A 17115-nucleotide genomic window follows, 5' to 3' on the forward strand; every position below is an offset into this window, starting at 1 on the left:
AGCAGGGTCTTTGACGCCAATTCGTGGAAGGAGTGGCTTCGGTCCGGGCGGATCGATTCAGCCGACGCTCCAGACACCACCGGCGATGTTGGCCAGCGGCGATTGGATGGCGGTGCTGCACAGGAACCAGGCGAAGGCGGCACCACCGCAGCCACCCAGCCAGAAGCCGCTGGCGAATTCCGCCCAGCCAGCTTTGGTGAACAGGTCGGCGGGAGGGTTGTCGATGGTGGCGTCGGCGGGCTGGACGTTGGGGCCGCTGCCGGCGGTGCCGTAGATCGACAGACAGATGGTCAGGATCGACACCAGACCGATGGCGGCGAGCAGGCCGGCGGTGCTGGCGAACTCGGTGGCACGCAGGGGGCCGGTGTAGGCGAAGGGGCCGTAGAGGAAGTAGCCATGGGCCATGCCCACCTCAAGACCGCGACGGTTGGGGGAGAGGGAGGGCCGATACGCCGGCAGGGCGTTCAGAAAGGCCTTGGTGAAATAGCTGCTGTTAACGGGGGTGGCCAGATTGCCGACGGTTGGGTCGGCGACGGGGGTCACGGTCATGGGGGGCGGATCGGGGGGTCGTCGGAAGGGGAGGCGAATGACGCTGGGGCCTAGGCCGGTCGTCAGTCGGTCGCCTCGATCACGTTGAACAGCAGGGCCATGGCCACCGCTGCGCCGAGGATTCCCACCAGGGGAACCATCACCGACGGCATCCAGGCAACGGCAAATTCACCAGTCATGGCTTGGGCCAATAGGAACCGCGGGTACTGTAAGGACCCCTTCCTGCCTGGCTTCTCAGGGGCGCGGGGGTGACATAAAAGTTCAGCCGCCGCCGCGCAGGGTGGCCCGCACCCGGTAGATCGGCCGTCCCTGGCTTTCGTGGTAGGTGCGCATCTGCAGTTCCGCCAGCAACCCGAAACTGAACAGCTGCACCCCGCTGAGGATCGCCAGGACCGCCATCTGCAGCAGGGGACGGTTGCCGATGTCGGTGCCCAGCAGCAGCTTCTCGCCCGCCAGCCAGAGGGCGATGGCCAGGCCCGCCATCAGGCTCAACAGCCCGGCGAAGCCGAACACATGCATCGGCCGGGTCAGGAACCGCTTCATGAACCAAACGGTCAGCAGGTCCATCAGCACCCGGAAGGTGCGGTCGATGCCGTAGTTGCTGCGGCCATAGAGGCGAGCCTGGTGGGACACCCTCACCTCGCCGATGCGGGCCCCTTCGATGAAGGCCAGGGCGGGCAGGAAACGGTGCAGCTCCCCGTAGAGGTTCATGTCGCTGACCACCTCCCGGCGGTAGGCCTTCAGGGAACAGCCGTAGTCGTGCAGACGCACCCCGGTGACCCTGGCGATCAGGCGGTTGGCCACAAGGGACGGCAACAGACGGTTGATGGCCCCGTCCTGGCGCTGGTGCCGCCAGCCGCTCACCAGGTCGAGGTTGTCCTGCTCCAGGCGGGTCAGGAGCAGGGGGATGTCGGCGGGATCGTTCTGGAGATCTCCGTCGAGGGTGATGATCACCTCACCACCGCTGGCATCGAAACCGGCGGCCATGGCGGCTGTCTGCCCGTAGTTGCGCCGCAGCAGCACGGCCACCAGTTCCGGCACCCGGTTGGCCAGATCGCGCAGGACCGCAGGGGTGCCGTCCTTCGAGCCGTCGTCGACCAGAACGAGTTCAAACGATCGCCCCAGGGGCCGCAGCGCCGCCAGCAACTTCTCAACGAGGAGGGGAAGGCTTGCTTCCTCGTTGTACATCGGGACAACAACCGAAAGTTCGGGACTGTGGGCCAGGGATGACGCCACCAAGTCCGTCTCGGATTTCCGAAGTGGAATTTAGCTCAAGGTGGCAGCGGGCTCCCGTCGTGGCTGTGCATCACCCGCCCCGCGCCCCGCAGTTCGACCCGGTAGTGGCAGGCCACCGGATCCCGGTTGCGGGGGTTCAGGTCGTCGATGCCGATGCCGTCACGGCCGTGCTCGCGTCCGGAGCTGTGCAGATAGCGGCCGCCGCCCAGGTGCAGGGCCACGTGGGTGCAGCGCCGCGGGGTGCCGAAGAAGAGAAGATCCCCCGGCAGGAGCAGGCTGGTGACGCCGCTGGCCACCGCCACCGGGCGGCAGAAGCGCTCCTGCAGGTAGGCATCGCGAGGCAGCCAGATGCCGGCCTGGGCGAAGGCGCTCTGCACCAGCCCCGAGCAGTCGAAATCGGGCCCCAGGGTCCCCCCCCAGAGGTAGCGGTTGGGTTGGTGACGGGCGGCCTCGGCGAAGGCGAGCACCGTCCCCAGGCGGGCGGCGATCCTGTCGCGATCGAGGCGGGGCAGCGGCGGCGGCGGGGCGGGGTGCCCGTGGCTCTCGAGGCCAAGCGCCTCCACCCAGCAGGGGTAGCCGTCCCCGTGCAGCCGCACCCGCAGGCGGGTTTCGGCGTTGTGGAGCACCTTCAGGTGCCGGCCCGCCTGGATCTCGGTGGCTAGGCCCGGGCCCCGGGACCGGCTGTAGGCCGGCAACGGCCGGGTCAGGGTCCAGGTACGGCCAGGCGCCGGCAGGGTGCCTAAGGTCGCCATCGCAAGGTGCCGCCGCTGATGGCGTTCTACAGCCCGGATCAGGCCATGGGCCAGACCCTGCGCCAGCTCATCGGCCAACTGGAGGAGGACGGGCGCCCGGGGCTGGGGGAGCAGCTCTCGATCACCTGGCTCCGCTACGGGGCTTCCCTGGTGGGCGCCGCCGAGGGCCTGGGCCAGGAGGCCTTCTGGGGCCAGCCCGTGACCGGTGCCAGCTGGGAGGGGGAGAGACCGCGCTATCCCGCCAGTGTGGTGAAGCTGGTGTATCTGGTGGCCGCCGAAGCCTGGCTGCAGCGCCAGCTGATCGAGGAGGGGCCGGAACTGCGCCGAGCCCTGGCCGACATGGTGCGCGACTCCGCTAACGACGCCACCAGCCTGGTGGTGGATCTGCTCAGCGGCACCACCAGCGGCCCGTCCCTGCCCGCCGGGCGGGCGGAGGCCTGGTGCCGCCAGCGCCAGGTGGTCAACGACTGGCTGGGCCGCCTTGGCTGGAGCGAGGTGGCGGGGGTGAACGCCTGCCAGAAGACCTGGGCGGAGGGGCCCTATGGCCGCGAGAGGGACTTCTATGGTCCCCAGCTGGAGAACCGCAACCGCCTGAGCACGGATTTCACGGCCCGTCTGCTGCATGGGGTGATGGCCGGCGCGGCGGTGTCCCCGCCGGCCTGTCGCCGCATGATGGCCCTGCTGGGACGCTCGCTGGATCCCCAGGCCAGGGCCGCCGATCCCGAGAACCAGGTGGACGGCTTCCTCGGCGCCGGCCTGCCCGAAGGGGCCCGGCTGTGGAGCAAGGCCGGCTGGATGAGCCAGGCGCGCCATGACGCCGCCTATGTGGAGGTGGACGGCCAGGCGCCGATGCTGCTGGTGGTGTTCAGCGAGGGACGGGCCCGGGCCGCCGATGCCACCCTGCTGCCGGCCATCGCCGCCGCCCTGCTGGGCGCCTGAGCCTGCCTACGATCGCCTCCCGAGCTCCGGCCCCTTGTCTGCCCCTCCGTTTGACGTGCTGCCGCTCGCCCTCGGGGCGGCGGTGAGCCCGTTGCTGCTGGTGGGACAGTTGCGCACCCTCACCACCCCGGGATCCGGCGTGAGGCAGAGCTGGGCCTATGCCGCCGGCAACGCCGTGGTGGTGGCGGGCTGGGCGGCGGTGGGACTGGGCTCGGGGGGATCCCTGCCGGACCGGCCCGCCGCCGGCGCCGACCCGGTGTCCGCCGGTGTCCATCTGGTGCTGGCGGCCGTGCTGCTCGCCATCGGTTTCCGGTCGCTGCACCGCGACGGCGGTACGGCGTCCCCGGCCCCCGCCGGGGCCTCCCTGACTCGGGCCTTTGCCATGGGGGTGGCCCTGATGGCGGGCAACCTCACCTCCCTGGTGCTCTACCTGCCGGCGCTGCAGGACCTGGCCCGCTCCGGCCTGGCGGCAGGCCCCCTGGCCGCCATGGTGCTGCTGGTGAGCCTGATCACCCTGGCGCCCTCGCTGCTGCCCCCGGTGGTGCTGTTGCTCGCGGGAGCCTGGGGGCGGGCCCGGCTCGGGCAGCTCTGCCGCTGGACCCTGGCCCACCAGGGCCAGATCAACGCCGGCCTGTGCTTCGTGTTCGCGGCCTATCTGGGCCGGAGCGGCGTCGCCAGGCTCTGAGCGGACCTGGCGGGATGGCCCATGGACGGGCCGGAAACGGAGAGGGAGGGATTCGAACCCTCGACAGAAGTTGCCCTCTGTAACTCCTTAGCAGGGAGCCGCTTTCAACCACTCAGCCACCTCTCCAGTGGCTCAGCGAGCTTATCAGGGCTCGGACGCCGTCTCGGGCTCCGGAGGCACGGCCAGGCGCGGCAGCCGGTGCTTGAAGCCGCAGAGGATCTCCCAGGGGATCGTGCCGCAGCGCTCGCTCCAGTCGAGGGGGCTGATGCTGTTTTGCCCCTGTTCGCCCAGCAGGGTGACCATGCTGCCCACCTCGATCCGGGGGGCCTCGGTGGCGTCGATCACCAGCTGATCCATGGTGATGGCGCCCACCTGGGGCAGGCGCCGGCCGTCGAAGAGCACGTCCATGCGGTTGGAGAGCTGGCGGGGCACCCCGTCGGCATAGCCGATCGAGACCACCGCCAGGCGGCTGGGCCGACTGGTGCGGAAGCGGTGGCCGTAGCTGACGCCGACCCCCGCCCCCACCTGGCGCAGCAGGGTGACGCGGGCGTGGATCTGCAGGGCCGGCCGCAGGGACACCACACCGGCCAGGTGGGGCGCGGGCGGCTGGCCGTAGAGGGCCAGGCCCACCCGCACCAGGTCGTAGTGCTGCCGGTGTCCCCGCAGGGTGCCGGCGGAGTTGGCGAGGTGCCGGCAGCCGGCCGGAAGCCCCTGTTCGGCCAGGCTGGCGAGGACGGTTTCGAATCGCCGTTGCTGGAGGTCGCTGAGTCCGTCGTCCTCCTCCGGTGCGGCATCGGCGCAGGCCAGGTGGGAATAGATCCCCGCCAGCTCGAGGGCCTCCATGCCCCGCAGGGCCGCCACCAGCCTGGGGCCCTCCTGCCAGTCGGCGCCGAGCCGGGCCATGCCGGTGTCCAGCTTCAGCTGGACGGCCATGGTGCGACCGCTGCCGCTGGCCAGGTTCTGGCAGAGCAGGGCCTCCCGCATGCTGCTGAGTGTCGGCATCAGCTGCCAGCGCAGACAGCTGCGCAGCTCCTCGGGCTGGGTGAGGTTGCCCAGCACCAGAACCGGAGCGGAGATGCCGGCGCGACGCAGCTGCACCCCTTCGGCCAGGGTGGCGACGCCGAAACAGGCCGCCCCCGCCTCCAGGGCGGCCCGGGCCACCGGCAGGGCGCCGTGGCCGTAGGCGTCGGCCTTGACCACGGCCATCAGCTGGGTGGCCGGTCCGATGTGGCGCTGCAGGGTGCGCACATTGGCCTGGATGGCCGCCGTGTTCACCTCCACCCAGGCCCGCTGCCGCGACGGCTGGGTGTCCTCCGTCGCGCTGGTGGGGGCGAGCGAGGCGCTGGTCATGGACGCCGGTGCAGGGGGTGGACCATGGAAATCATGGGAATCCCGTTAGCATGCCGCGTATCCAGCGGACTGGAATGGGCCACGTACTCGTTCTGAATGCGTCCTACGAACCGCTGAACATCACCACCTGGCGCCGGGCCATGGTGATGCTGCTCAAGGGGAAGGCGGAAGGGTTGGAGCACGACCCTGAAAAGTCGGTTCGCCCGGACCATTTCCTGCCCACGGTGATCCGGTTGCGCCAGTTCGTGCGGGTGCCCTACAAGCCGCTTCCTCTCACGCGCCGCAACGTCTTCCACCGCGACGGCCACGCCTGCCAGTACTGCGGCTTCAGCGGCGAGCAGCTCTCGATCGACCACGTGGTGCCCCGCAGCCGGGGCGGCACCGACGTCTGGGAGAACGTCACCACCGCCTGCCTGCCCTGCAACGTGCGCAAGGGCAACCGCACCCCCCGGGAGGCGGGCATGCCCCTGGCCCGGGAGCCCCGCCGGCCCCTGGGCAGCCTGAGCTTCGAGGCCAACCGGCGCATCCGCTCCGGCCAGCATCAGGAGTGGGCCAAGTACGTCATCGGCGCCTGAACCGCCCCGCGGCGTCAACGGACCCACCCCTTCATCCACCGGTGCCGGCGGCCTCGAGGGCGAGCGCCTCAAGACCCTGGCGCTGCTCCTCGGCGATGCAGGCGCCGATCAGGTCCTCGATCTGGCCCGCCAGGACGGGCTCGAGGGAGAAGTTGCGTCCCAGCCGATGGTCGGTCACCCGGTTGTCCTTGGCGTTGTAGGTGCGGATCTTCTCGCTGCGGTCGCCACTGCCCACCTGGGCACGGCGCACGGAGCGCTCCTCGGCGTTCGCCTCCGCCAGCTGGCGCTCGTAGAGCTTGGCCCGCAGGATCTCCATCGCCCGCTCCCGGTTCTGCATCTGGGAGCGCTCCTGGGTGCAGAACACCCGGATGCCGGTGGGTTTGTGCAGCAGGTCGACGGCCGTTTCCACCTTGTTGACGTTCTGGCCGCCGGCGCCGCCGGAGCGGGCCGTGCTGATGTCCAGATCCCCCGGATCGATCTGCACTTCCACCGGATCGGCCTCCGGCATCACCGCCACGGTGGCGGTGGAGGTGTGCACCCGGCCCTGGGATTCGGTGGCCGGCACCCGCTGCACGCGGTGCACACCCGCCTCGAACTTCAGCTGGCTGTAGACGCCGTCGCCGCGGATGGCGAGGATCAGTTCCTTGTAGCCGCCCAGGTCGGCCTCCGAAGCGCTGACGGGCTGCACCTGCCAGCCCTGGTTCTGGGCATAGCGCTCGTACATGCGGGCCAGGTCGCCCGCCCAGAGGCTGGCCTCATCACCGCCGGCCCCGGCGCGGATCTCCAGCATGACGCTGCGCTCGTCGCGGGGATCCGAGGGCAGCAGGCTGAGGGTCAGCCGGGTGTTCAGGGCGGCAATCAGGCCCTCAAGGCTGACCAGCTCCTCGGCCGCCAGGGCCACCAGTTCCTCGGCGGCGGGATCATCCCGGTGGGCCTTCAGCAGGGAGCGGGCCTCCTCCCGTTCCTGCTCCAGCTTGCGCAGACGCTGGTAATCGGTGACCAGGGGCTCCAGTCGCGCCCGCTCCCGGGCGATCGCCTGCAGGCGGGCCGGATCGGAGGCCACCGCCGGGTCGGCCAGCTGGCGTTCCAGGGTCTGGAAGGTGCGGCAGGCGGTGTCCAGCCGGGATTGCAGCAGCTCAGAATCCATGGGCGGCACCCGAAACGGAAAAAGCCGGGTGCTGGAGGCACCCGGCCGGGGAAAGACCGGGCCGAATCAGCTGTCCGATTCGGGTGGCCGGCGTGAGTCTGAGGATCTCAGGCTGAAGGATTCAGGCTTCGGTGGCCGCCGCGGGCTCGGCTTCGACGGCGGCAGGAGCCTCGGCCGGCTTGGCGGCCTTCTTGGCACCCGAGGCGGAATCGGTGCTGCCCATGCCGTACTTGCGCATGAAGCGGTCCACCCGGCCTTCGGTGTCGAGGATCTTCTGGGTGCCCGTGTAGAAGGGGTGGTTGCCGCTCCACACGTCGACCGTGAGCTCGGGATGGGTGGAGCCGGTGGTCATGACCACCTCCCCGTTGCAGATCACCTTGGCGTCCGGATACCAGGTGGGATGGATGTCGGCTTTCGGCATGACGGAAATCAGCGCTTGGAGAACTGGGGAGCCTTGCGGGCTTTCTTGAGGCCGTACTTGCGACGCTCCTTGGCCCGGGGATCGCGGCTCAGGTGGCCTTCGATCTTGAGGGGCTTGCGGTTGTCGGGGGAGAGATCGCAGAGGGCGCGGGCCGCTCCCTGCTTGATGGCATCGGCCTGGCCGGTGAGGCCACCGCCGCGCACGTTGACCAGCAGGTCGTACTGGGCTTCCAGGCCGAGGGTCTGCAGGGGGGCCTTCACCGCCGCCAGGTAGACGGGGTTGTAGTTGAGGTAGTTGTCGCCGGGGCGGCCATTGATGGTGACGCTGCCACTGCCGGGGACCACCCGCACACGGGCCACGGCGGTCTTGCGACGGCCGGTGCCCCAGTAGACGACGCGGTTGGAGGTGCTGGTCATTGGGCGGCGGCGGCGGGATCGAGGGCGAGGGGCTGGGGCTGCTGGGCGGCGTGGGGATGCTCGGCGCCCTTGTAGACCTTGAGCTTGCGGAACAGCTGGCGGCCCAGGGCGTTGTGGGGAAGCATGCCCTTGATCGCCTTTTCGATGATGCGCTCCGGCAGACGCGCCTGGAGGTGCTCGAAGGTTTCGGTCTTCATGCCGCCGGGACGGCCGGAATGGCGCCGGTAGATCTTCTGGGTGGCCTTGTTGCCGCTGACGCGCACCTTGTCGGCGTTGATGACCACCACGAAATCACCGGTGTCGAGGTGAGGCGTGAAGGTGGGCTTGTTCTTGCCGCGAAGCACCTGGGCCACTTCGCTGGCGAGACGGCCGAGGGTCTGGTCCGCTGCGTCGACCAGGTACCACTGGCGCTCAAGCGAATCGATGGAGGGTGGGGTTGTCTTGTTCATCGCGCCGGCGGGCCGGTTGGGGGTGAGCCCATCGCAGCCGGATGGGTCGGGACAGGGAGATTCGACCCTACCGTGTCGCCGGATCCGGCGATTTCGGCGAGACGCCTTCCGCCTGGGGCCACCGGACGGGGCCACCCTGCAGAACCGCTCAACCGATCGGATCGCCGATGAACGGATCGGCGGGAGGATCGCGCGACTCCAACAGAAATCGCGGTTGACAATCATACCAGGCGGACCCAGGGAAGATCTCCTGGGGGTAGCCCACGCGAAGCAGGCAGAGGCCCTGGGGCGGCGCGGCCTCCTTCACCGCCTGGCGGGCGCCGCTGCGCCAGCGGTGCAGAAACGCTTCGGTCTCAAGGCGGCCCTCCCCCACGGCCACCAGCTGGCCCATCAGCAGGCGCACCATGCCGTAAAGAAAGCCGCTGGCCTGCACCTCGGTGACGAGCAGATCCCCCTGGCGATCGATGTGCACGTCCTGAACGGTCGTGCGGGCATGGGCGCGGCGGCTGCCGGCCCGTTGGAAGGCGGAGAAGTCGTGTTCCCCCAGCAGAGCTTCCAGACAGCCGGCCATGCGGGCCTCGTCGAGGCGCCGCTGGTAGCGGTGCCAGCTCCAGGGGGCGAGGAAGAGGTTGGGGGTGCGGCCGTTGAAGATCGTGTAGCGGTAGCGCCGGTAGGTGGCGCTGAAGCAGGCGTGCCAGTCGGCCGCCACCTCGGCGGCGGCCCTCACCCGAATCGTGGGCGGCAGACGGCCGTTGAGGGCCTTCGCCCAGCGGGACACGGGAATGGGGCCAGTGGCATCGAAATGGACCACCTGGGCCGCGGCATGGACGCCGCTGTCGGTGCGGCCCGCGGCCACCGCCTGGGTGGGGCGGTGCGGGTCGAGCGCAGCGATCGCCCCTTCCAGGGTTTCCTGAACGCTGCTGTGGCGGGCCTGACGCTGCCAGCCGTGGAACGAGGAGCCCTCGTACTGCAGCGAGAGGGCAATCCTTTTCAGACCAGCTCGATGATCGCCATCTCGGCGTTGTCGCCCCGGCGGCGCACCGTACGGATGATGCGGGTGTAGCCACCTTGGCGATCGCCGTAGCGGTCCTGGGCCTTGTCGAACAGGGCGTGGACGAGCTGTTTGTCGTAGATGTAGCCGATGGCGCGGCGACGGGCGGCGAGGGTGCCGTCCTTGGCCAGGGTGATCATGCGCTCGGCTTCATCTCGCAGGGCCTTGGCCCGGGCCTTGGTGGTGGTGACGCGGCCTTCACGGATGAGCTGGGTGGTCAGACCACGCAGCATGGCCTTGCGTTGGTCGGCGGGGCGTCCCAGTAGGGGGACTCGGCACTGGTGTCGCATGGTGGGGACGGGGCGGGTGGCAATATGGAGATGGGGAAGCCGCCGTTCAGCCGCTGGTGCGGCTCTGGGGCAGGGAGATGCCGATCCTCTCGAGGGCTTCGATCACCTCGTCGGCGGACTTGGATCCGAAGTTCTTGATCTCCAGGAGGTCTTCGTAGCTGAAGCCCATGAGGTCGGAGACGGAATTGACCTGGGCCCGCTTCAGGCAGTTGTAGGCGCGGACGGAGAGGTTCAGTTCCTCCAGGGGGATCTGGGCCTCGGCCGAAGGCTCAGGTTCCAGGCCGGGCTCCTCGGTCATGGTGAGGGTGGCCAGGGGCTGGAACAGCTCCATCAGCTGGTTGGCCGCCTGGGCCATGGCGTCGTCGGGGGTGACGCTGCCGTTGGTCTCGATCTCGATGCGCAGGCGCTCGTGGGCCGAGCCGCCTTCGCCGACCGCGGTTTCATCGACGGTGTAGTTGACCCGGCGGACGGGCATGAAGACCGCATCGATCTGGAGCAGGTCGATGGAGGCGGTGTCCTCGTTGTGACGATCCACCGGCCGGTAGCCGATGCCGCGTTCCACGTGGACCTCCATCTCCAGGCTGTGGCCCTCGGCCACGGTGGCGATCTCCCGATCGCCGTCGATGACCTGCACCTGGGGGGAGAACTGCAGATCCGAAGCGGTGACCCGGGCCGGGCCGTTGACCATCAGGCGGCCGATCTCGAGATCACGGCTGCGGCTGTTGACGGGAACCGACTTGCAGTTGAGCAGGATGTCGAGGACGTCCTCGCGCACACCGGGCACCGTGGCGTACTCGTGGTTGACCCCGGAAAGACGCACCGCCGTGATGGCGCTTCCTTCGAGACCCCCGATCAGCACACGCCGCAGGGCGTTGCCGAGGGTGGTCGCCTGGCCCCGATCCAGGGGGCCGATCAGGAAGACGCCCGTCTGGGAACGGTCGTCGGCGACCTGGTGCTCGACCCGATCGATCTGGTAGTGCAACACGGTCTGAGGAGGTGAGAAAGGAAAGGTGGCCGCGGCAGCGGCCCGGGGGAGTCGGGTGGGAGGCCGGAGAAGTCCGGACGGCTCAGACCCGGCGGCGCTTGGCCCGGCGGCAACCGTTGTGGGGCAGGGGGGTGACGTCGCGGATCAGGGTGATCTCGAGACCGGCCACCTGCAGGGCCCGGATGGCGGTTTCACGGCCGGAGCCGGGGCCGCGCACCAGCACTTCGATCTGACGCATGCCCTGCTCGAGGGCCCGGCGGGCGGCCGCTTCGGCGGCGGTCTGTGCGGCGAAGGGGGTGCCCTTGCGGGCTCCCTTGAAGCCGCTGGCGCCGGCCGACGACCAACTCACCACTTCACCGGCGGTGTCGGTGATGGAGACGATCGTGTTGTTGAAGGTGCTCTGGATGTGCGCAACCCCGTTGGGGACATTGCGTTTGGCCTTCTTGGGGCCTGTCTTCTTGGCTGGTTTGGCCATGGCGGTGACCCTGCGGGAGCAGGGAGGTGATCGGAGGACTGGGGGGAAGTCCCGGTGACGACCTCCGGGAGAGGAGGGCGGCGGGACCGGGGCCCGATGGCTGCCGCGAGGGGCCAGGGGCCGGGGGATGGGGCAGGCGGGGAAGGGGGAACGGGCCGGGAGGCCCGGACCTCACTTCTTCTTGCCGGCCACGGTCTTGCGGGCGCCGCGGCGGGTGCGGGCATTGGTGCGGGTGCGCTGGCCGCGCACGGGCAGGCCCATGCGATGGCGGCGACCCCGCAGGCAGCCGATGTCCTGCAGGCGCTTGAGGGCCATGCCCTCTTCGCGGCGCAGGTCGCCCTCGAGCACGAAGGAGTCGGCGGCGCCGCGCAGTTTCTGCACGTCGCCATCGCTGAGGTCCTTCACCCGGATGTCGGGGCTGACCCCCGATTTGGCGAGAATCTTGCGGGCCCTGGTGAGCCCGATCCCGTACACGTAAGTGAGTGAGATCTCAACCCTCTTGTCACGAGGGATATCGACACCGGCGATCCGAGCCACGTCAGGAAACGATCAGAGGGCAATGGGGGTGGCGGCCGAAGGCGGCCGCCGTGGAAGCGTGGGGGGTCAACCCTGACGCTGCTTGTGCTTCGGGTTGGTGCAGATCACCATGACCCGGCCGTGGCGACGGATCACCCGGCATTTGTCGCACATCTTCTTGACTGAGGCACGCACCTTCATGGGCGTTGTGCTCTCCGAATTTGCAAACAGCTACCTTATCACATCAGTCAACAAGGCTGGCTACGATCCTCTCCCCGATCTCCGCCACCGTGCCGGAGGCCTCCACGCTGCGGAGCAGGCCCAGCTGGCGGTAGTGGTCGATCAGGGGGGCCGTCTGCTCCTGGTACACCACCAGGCGGTTGCGGATCACCGCTTCGTTGTCGTCGGCCCGGCCGCGGGAGAGCAGGCGCTGGATCAGCACCCCGTCCTCCAGCTCCAGCAGCAGCACCCGTTCGATGCGCTGGTCGAGCTCGGCCAGCAGGCCGTCGAGGGCCTCGGCCTGGGCCAGGTTGCGGGGAAAACCATCCAGCAGCCAGCCCCCCTGGTGCCCCTCCAGACGGTGGCGCACGATCGCCAGCACCAGGGCATCGCTGACCAGCTCGCCGCGGGCCATCACCGCTTCCGCCTCCTGGCCCAGGGCGCTGCCGGCTTTGACCTCGGCGCGCAGCAGTTCACCGGTGGAGAGATGCAGCAGCTGGTGCCGTTCGGCCAGGAGTTCGGCCTGGGTGCCCTTGCCGGCGCCGGGGGGGCCGAGGAAGAGGAGTCGCTGTTTCATGGGAGGGGAGACGGGGAAAGGGGCCTACTGCCTGACCAGTCCTTCGTAACGCTGGGAGATCACGTAGGTCTGCACCTGCTTGGCGGTGTCGATGGCCACGCCCACCAGGATCAGCAGGGAGGTGGCCCCCAGGCCCTGGAAGGTGCGCACCTGGGTGGCACCCTCAACGGCCGAGGGGATGATCGCGATGGCGCCCAGGAACAGGCCCCCCAGCAGGGTGAGCCGGTTGGACACACCAGAGAGGTAGTCGGCGGTGGCGGAGCCGGGGCGCACCCCGGGGATGGCCACGCCGGAGCGCTTCAGGTTGGTGGCGATGTCCACCGGGTTGACGGTGAGGGAGGCGTAAAAGAAGGCGAAGCCGCAGATCAGGGCGAAGTAGACCACGGCATAGACCCAGGGGGTGCTGCTGGTGGGATTCAGGTAGCCCGCCACCCGGATCAGCCAGGGACTCTTGGTGAGGTTGGCGATCGTGAGCGGCAGGAACACCACCGCCGAGGCGAAGATGATCGGCATCACGCCGCCGGCGTTGAGCTTGAGGGGTAGGTAGCTCTGGCGGGAGGCCAGGGTGCTGGCGCCGCCCACCTGGCGCTTGGCGCTCACGATCGGGATGCGGCGGCTGCCCTCCTGCAGGAAGATGATCCCCACGATCGTCACCAGGAAGACGAGCACCAGCACGACGATGCCGCCCACCGTGGCCCGGTCGCCGCTCTGGGCCAGCTGGATGGTGGAGCCGAGGGCTTTCGGCAGGGTGGCCACGATGTTGATGAAGATCACCAGGGAGGCCCCCTGGCCGATGCCCCGCTCGGTGATCACTTCGCTGACCCACATCACCACCATCGAACCGGTGACCAGGGCCAGGCTCGTCTGGACGACGAACAGCCAGTCCGGCAGGCCCGGCAGGGCGTACTGGCGCAGGATCAGGGCAAAGACGATGCTCTGGAGGATGCCCCAGCCCAGGGCCACGTAACGGGTGATCTGGGCCAGCTTGCGGCGGCCGGCCTCGCCTTCGTTCTTCTGCAGCTCCTCGAGCTGGGGCAGGGCCGCCGTCATCAGCTGGATGATGATCGAGGCGTTGATGAAGGGCAGGATGCCCAGGGCGAACACGCCCAGGGTGGACAGGCCGCCACCGGTGAAGATGTCCAGGAAGCCGATCAGCTGGCCGCCCTGGCGAATGAAGTCCTGGAAGGCGACCCGGTCGATGCCGGGCACCGGGATGTAGATGCCGAGTCGCACCAGCAGCAGCAGGCCCAGGGTGGTGAGCACCCGATCCCGCAGGCCCTTCGACTGGACCAGCTGGACGAGGATTTCAGCGGCGCTCGGATTGCGCCCCCTGCTGAGGAGCATGGTGATGACGGGAGTGGGGGAAACGGGTCGATACGACCGGAGCCGCCTGCCGCAGCACGAGGCTACGGGCAGACGGCTCCGGGCTGGAGGCAGGGCAACGGCCCGGGCTCAGCCGATGATCTCGCAGGTGCCGCCGGCGGCTTCGATCTTGGCGCGGGCCGAGGCGGTGAAGGCGGCGGCCTGGACCGTCAGTTTCACCTTGAGTTCGCCGTTGCCGAGCACCTTGAGCGGGTAGCGGGGGCTGGTGACCAGGCCCGCCTGCTCGAGGGAGTCGAGGCTGACGGTGCTGCCCGCCTTCAGCTCACCCAGCCGTGACACGTTGATCACGGTGTAGTGGGTGGGGTTGATGACCGGGAAGTGCTTGAGCTTCGGGATCCGGCGGTAGAGGGGCATCTGGCCACCCTCGAAGCCGGGGCGGGTGGGGCTGCCGGAGCGCGACTTCTGGCCGCGCATGCCGAAGCCGCAGCTGGCACCCTGGCCGGCGGCGATGCCGCGACCCTTGCGCAGCTTGCGCTTGCGGGACCCCTTCTGGGGCTGGAGGTTGTTGAGAGAGAAGGACGTCATGGCGGGCCTCAGGAGTAAATCTGCTCGAGGGAGATGCCCCGCTCCTTGGCGGTCTCCTTGTGGGTGCGCAGGCCTTCGAGGGCCTGCATGGCGGCGCGGGCGTTGTTGAGCGGGGTCTTGGAGCCCAGCCGCTTCGCCAGCACGTTCTTGATGCCGGCCAGTTCAAGCACGGTGCGGATCGAACCCCCCGCGATCACCCCGGTACCGGGCGCAGCCGGCCGGATCAGCACGCTGGCGGCGCCGTCGCGGCCGTTGCTGAGGGTGGGGATCGAGCTGGTGCGGGTGAGGGGCACCTTCACCAGATGCTTCTTGCCGTCGGCCACGCCCTTGCGGACGGCGCCGATGACATCGCCGGCCTTGCCGACACCGACGCCGACCTGGCCGCGCTCGTTGCCGACAACGACGATGGCCCGGAAGCTCATCTTCTTGCCGCCCTTGACGGTCTTGGAGACGCGGCGGATCTGCACCACCCGCTCCTGCCATTCGGAGTCACGTTCCTGGCCGCGACGGTTGTCACGGCCGCGGCCGCCGCCGCCGCCCCGGCGGTCGCCCTTGGCATCGCCACGGCCACCGCCGCCCCGGCGCTGCTCCTGCTGGCCTTCAGCAGCGGCGGGGACATCGGAGGCCGCAGGCACGGCGCCGGTCTGGATCTGGTCGTTGGTTTCGGTCATGGTGAGAGCAGGGATCAGAACTGAAGGCCCGCTTCCCGGGCGGCGTCAGCAAGGGCCTTGACCCTGCCGTGGTACAGGTTGCCGCCGCGATCGAAGACCACCTGCTGGATGCCCTTGGCGAGGGCGCGCTGGGCGACGAGCTGGCCCACCGCGACGGAGGCGTCACAGGTGGCGCCCGCCGTGACGCTGGTGCGCAGGTCCTTGTCGAGGGTGGACGCGGCACAGAGGGTGCTCTGGGCGTCGTCGTCGATGACCTGGGCGTAGATGTGATTGTTGGAGCGGAACACGGCCAGCCTGGGACGGGCGGCGGTGCCGGAGAGCAGACGACGCAGGCGGCGGTGACGCTTCTGGGTCTGCTGTTTGCGGGAGAGGGTAGACATGGGGGATCAGACGGATGACGCTCGAGCAGACCTCATTTCTTGCCGGTCTTGCCGGCCTTGCGCAGAATCCGCTCACCTTCGTACTTGATGCCCTTGCCCTTGTAGGGCTCGGGGGGACGAATGCCGCGGATCTTGGCCGCCTCGTTGCCCACCAGCTCCTTGTCGGGGCCGGAGACGAAGACCGAGGTGTTGTTCTCGACCGAGAAGGTGACCCCTTCGGGGGGAACCATCTCCACCGGGTGGCTGTAGCCGGCGCTGACCACGAGCTTGCGCCCCTGGACCTGGGCGCGGTAGCCGACGCCGACGATCTCGAGCTTGCGGGTGAAGCCCTGGCTGACCCCTTCCACCATGTTGGCGACGAGGGTGCGGCTGAGGCCGTGCCGCTCACGGGAGCGACGGTGGGTACTGGTGGGGCTCACCACCACGGTGCCGCCGTCCTGGCTGACGCTGACGCCCTCCGGGAGAACGCGGCTGAGTTCCCCCTTGGGACCCTTCACGGTGACCGCCAGGCCATCGAGGCTGACGGTGACCTTGTCGGGAATGGGGATCGGGGCTTTACCGATACGAGACATGGAACAACTCCTGGGATCAGTAGACGTAGCAGAGCACTTCGCCGCCGACGCCCTGCTTGCGGGCATCACGGTCGCTCATCACACCCCGGGAGGTGGAGATGATCGCCACGCCGAGGCCGCCCAGCACCTTGGGCAGCTGGCGGGTGTTCTTGTAGATGCGCAGGCCGGGCTTGCTCACCCGCTGCACGGAGCGGATGGTGGGCTGGCGGTGCTTGCCGCTGTATTTCAGCTCAAGCACCAACTGGCGCTGCACGCCCTCGCCTTCTTCGGCGATGGCGGCGATGAAGCCTTCCTGCTGCAGCACATTGGCGATGCTGCGGGAAAGCCGCGAGGCGGGAATCCTGGTGCGCTCGTGGCGCTTTTCACTCGCGTTGCGAAGGCGAGTGAGCATGTCTGAGATCGGGTCGTGGTTGGCCATGGTCGTGTCCGGGAGGGGGCTCAGGTATTGCGGAACGGCATTCCCATTTCGCGGAGGAGGGCCCGGCCCTCTTCGTCGTTACGGGCGTTGGTCACGATCGTGACGTCCATCCCCCGGATGGCATCGATCTTGTCGAAGGAGATCTCGGGGAAGATGATCTGCTCCCGGATCCCCAGGGTGTAGTTGCCCCGGCCGTCGAAGCTCTTGGGGCTCACGCCGCGGAAGTCCCGGATGCGTGGCAGCGCCAGGTGGATGAGACGCTCCAGGAAGGCATACATCCGCTCGCCCCGCAGGGTGACGGCCACGCCGATCGGCATGCCCTGGCGGATCTTGAAGCCGGCGATGGCCTTCTTGGCGCGGGTCACCACCACCTTCTGACCGGTGATGGTCGCCAGTTCGGTGATCGAGGCCTCGAGGGCCTTGGCGTTCTGGGCGGCTTCACCGAGGCCCCGGTTGACGGTGACCTTGACCACCTTGGGAACCTCGTGGACGTTGGAGAGGTTGAGATCCTTCAGCAGCTTGGGCTGGATCGTC

General features: G+C 69.0%; 26 protein-coding genes and 1 tRNA gene. 3 read left to right on the forward strand and 24 right to left on the reverse strand.

Annotation, left to right across the window (positions count from 1 at the left end; translation table 11 throughout):
* Positions 1-57: 57 nt before the first annotated feature.
* The 4 genes from KBZ04_RS04925 to KBZ04_RS04940 form a co-directional block, all read right to left on the reverse strand.
* A complete protein-coding gene (locus KBZ04_RS04925; RefSeq protein ID WP_254945553.1) occupies positions 58-549 on the reverse strand; it encodes a photosystem I reaction center subunit XI in 492 nt (163 codons plus the stop codon).
* Between the two features lie 62 nt (positions 550-611).
* A complete protein-coding gene (locus tag KBZ04_RS04930; protein ID WP_015109434.1) occupies positions 612-728 on the reverse strand; it encodes a photosystem I reaction center subunit VIII in 117 nt (38 codons plus the stop codon).
* A gap of 82 nt (positions 729-810) precedes the next feature.
* Entirely contained in the window at positions 811-1785 is a 975-nt protein-coding gene (locus KBZ04_RS04935; protein WP_254990809.1) for a glycosyltransferase family 2 protein, read from the reverse strand.
* A gap of 35 nt (positions 1786-1820) precedes the next feature.
* Positions 1821-2537, reverse strand: coding sequence for a C40 family peptidase (locus KBZ04_RS04940; RefSeq protein WP_254990810.1), 717 nt, complete (start codon positions 2535-2537; stop codon positions 1821-1823).
* An 18-nt stretch (positions 2538-2555) separates the two neighbouring features.
* Here KBZ04_RS04940 and KBZ04_RS04945 point away from each other — a divergent pair, with 18 nt between their 5' ends.
* Both KBZ04_RS04945 and KBZ04_RS04950 read left to right on the forward strand, forming a co-directional pair.
* Positions 2556-3476: a serine hydrolase gene (locus KBZ04_RS04945; RefSeq protein ID WP_254990811.1), complete on the forward strand. Its 921-nt coding sequence runs from the start codon at positions 2556-2558 to the stop codon at positions 3474-3476.
* Between the two features lie 34 nt (positions 3477-3510).
* Positions 3511-4161 (forward strand): GAP family protein, encoded by a 651-nt coding sequence (locus KBZ04_RS04950; RefSeq protein ID WP_254990812.1) that lies wholly within the window; start codon positions 3511-3513, stop codon positions 4159-4161.
* Positions 4162-4198: 37 nt separating this feature from the next.
* On the opposite strand, the gene KBZ04_RS04955 is transcribed toward KBZ04_RS04950, so the two are convergent.
* Together KBZ04_RS04955 and alr are read right to left on the reverse strand one after the other, a co-directional pair.
* Positions 4199-4287 (reverse strand) — tRNA-Ser (locus KBZ04_RS04955).
* 18 nt (positions 4288-4305) lie between these two features.
* Complete coding sequence (gene alr, locus KBZ04_RS04960; RefSeq protein ID WP_254990813.1) at positions 4306-5511, reverse strand: alanine racemase; 1206 nt, start codon at positions 5509-5511, stop codon at positions 4306-4308.
* Between the two features lie 74 nt (positions 5512-5585).
* On the opposite strand from alr, the gene KBZ04_RS04965 reads away from it, so the two are divergent.
* A complete protein-coding gene (locus tag KBZ04_RS04965) occupies positions 5586-6086 on the forward strand; it encodes an HNH endonuclease (protein ID WP_254990814.1) in 501 nt (166 codons plus the stop codon).
* A 31-nt stretch (positions 6087-6117) separates the two neighbouring features.
* Here the strand turns inward: KBZ04_RS04965 and prfA are convergent, their stop codons facing one another.
* The 18 genes from prfA to rplE form a co-directional block, all read right to left on the reverse strand.
* Positions 6118-7233 carry a peptide chain release factor 1 gene (gene prfA / locus KBZ04_RS04970; RefSeq protein WP_254990815.1) on the reverse strand — a complete coding sequence of 372 codons (1116 nt, stop codon included), beginning with the start codon at positions 7231-7233 and terminating at the stop codon, positions 6118-6120.
* Positions 7234-7354: 121 nt separating this feature from the next.
* Positions 7355-7654: a 50S ribosomal protein L31 gene (rpmE, locus tag KBZ04_RS04975; protein WP_254990816.1), complete on the reverse strand. Its 300-nt coding sequence runs from the start codon at positions 7652-7654 to the stop codon at positions 7355-7357.
* An 8-nt stretch (positions 7655-7662) separates the two neighbouring features.
* On the reverse strand, positions 7663-8070 hold the full coding sequence (gene rpsI, locus KBZ04_RS04980; RefSeq protein WP_015109426.1) for a 30S ribosomal protein S9: 408 nt from the start codon (positions 8068-8070) through the stop codon (positions 7663-7665).
* On the reverse strand, positions 8067-8519 hold the full coding sequence (gene rplM, locus KBZ04_RS04985; RefSeq protein ID WP_015109425.1) for a 50S ribosomal protein L13: 453 nt from the start codon (positions 8517-8519) through the stop codon (positions 8067-8069). The genes rpsI and rplM overlap by 4 nt, the downstream gene beginning before the upstream one ends.
* 148 nt (positions 8520-8667) lie before the next feature.
* Positions 8668-9513, reverse strand: coding sequence for a tRNA pseudouridine(38-40) synthase TruA (truA, locus tag KBZ04_RS04990; protein ID WP_254990824.1), 846 nt, complete (start codon positions 9511-9513; stop codon positions 8668-8670).
* Complete coding sequence (rplQ, locus tag KBZ04_RS04995; protein ID WP_015109423.1) at positions 9510-9860, reverse strand: 50S ribosomal protein L17; 351 nt, start codon at positions 9858-9860, stop codon at positions 9510-9512. Before rplQ ends, truA begins: the two co-directional genes overlap by 4 nt.
* A gap of 46 nt (positions 9861-9906) precedes the next feature.
* Positions 9907-10845, reverse strand: coding sequence for a DNA-directed RNA polymerase subunit alpha (locus KBZ04_RS05000; RefSeq protein ID WP_254990817.1), 939 nt, complete (start codon positions 10843-10845; stop codon positions 9907-9909).
* Positions 10846-10927: 82 nt separating this feature from the next.
* Positions 10928-11320 carry a 30S ribosomal protein S11 gene (rpsK, locus tag KBZ04_RS05005; RefSeq protein WP_094586009.1) on the reverse strand — a complete coding sequence of 131 codons (393 nt, stop codon included), beginning with the start codon at positions 11318-11320 and terminating at the stop codon, positions 10928-10930.
* A 171-nt stretch (positions 11321-11491) separates the two neighbouring features.
* Positions 11492-11857 carry a 30S ribosomal protein S13 gene (rpsM, locus tag KBZ04_RS05010; protein ID WP_094586010.1) on the reverse strand — a complete coding sequence of 122 codons (366 nt, stop codon included), beginning with the start codon at positions 11855-11857 and terminating at the stop codon, positions 11492-11494.
* Between the two features lie 66 nt (positions 11858-11923).
* Positions 11924-12037 carry a 50S ribosomal protein L36 gene (gene rpmJ, locus KBZ04_RS05015; protein WP_006173336.1) on the reverse strand — a complete coding sequence of 38 codons (114 nt, stop codon included), beginning with the start codon at positions 12035-12037 and terminating at the stop codon, positions 11924-11926.
* Between the two features lie 43 nt (positions 12038-12080).
* Positions 12081-12632, reverse strand: coding sequence for an adenylate kinase (locus tag KBZ04_RS05020; RefSeq protein WP_254990818.1), 552 nt, complete (start codon positions 12630-12632; stop codon positions 12081-12083).
* 24 nt (positions 12633-12656) lie between these two features.
* Positions 12657-13976 (reverse strand): preprotein translocase subunit SecY, encoded by a 1320-nt coding sequence (gene secY / locus KBZ04_RS05025; protein ID WP_254945562.1) that lies wholly within the window; start codon positions 13974-13976, stop codon positions 12657-12659.
* A gap of 108 nt (positions 13977-14084) precedes the next feature.
* Positions 14085-14540 carry a 50S ribosomal protein L15 gene (rplO, locus tag KBZ04_RS05030; RefSeq protein WP_254990819.1) on the reverse strand — a complete coding sequence of 152 codons (456 nt, stop codon included), beginning with the start codon at positions 14538-14540 and terminating at the stop codon, positions 14085-14087.
* 8 nt (positions 14541-14548) lie between these two features.
* Positions 14549-15211: a 30S ribosomal protein S5 gene (gene rpsE, locus KBZ04_RS05035; protein ID WP_254990820.1), complete on the reverse strand. Its 663-nt coding sequence runs from the start codon at positions 15209-15211 to the stop codon at positions 14549-14551.
* Between the two features lie 14 nt (positions 15212-15225).
* Complete coding sequence (gene rplR, locus KBZ04_RS05040) at positions 15226-15591, reverse strand: 50S ribosomal protein L18 (RefSeq protein ID WP_254958669.1); 366 nt, start codon at positions 15589-15591, stop codon at positions 15226-15228.
* Positions 15592-15623: 32 nt separating this feature from the next.
* Positions 15624-16163 carry a 50S ribosomal protein L6 gene (gene rplF / locus KBZ04_RS05045; RefSeq protein WP_254990821.1) on the reverse strand — a complete coding sequence of 180 codons (540 nt, stop codon included), beginning with the start codon at positions 16161-16163 and terminating at the stop codon, positions 15624-15626.
* Between the two features lie 16 nt (positions 16164-16179).
* The gene (rpsH, locus tag KBZ04_RS05050; protein WP_216910427.1) at positions 16180-16581 is read right to left on the reverse strand and encodes a 30S ribosomal protein S8; all 402 of its coding nucleotides are present in this window, start codon (positions 16579-16581) and stop codon (positions 16180-16182) included.
* 20 nt (positions 16582-16601) lie between these two features.
* Positions 16602-17115: 50S ribosomal protein L5 (gene rplE, locus KBZ04_RS05055; protein ID WP_254990822.1), on the reverse strand; the 514-nt coding region annotated here is incomplete at its 5' end.

The organism is Cyanobium sp. N5-Cardenillas, from assembly GCF_024345515.1.
Lineage (GTDB): Bacteria > Cyanobacteriota > Cyanobacteriia > PCC-6307 > Cyanobiaceae > Cyanobium.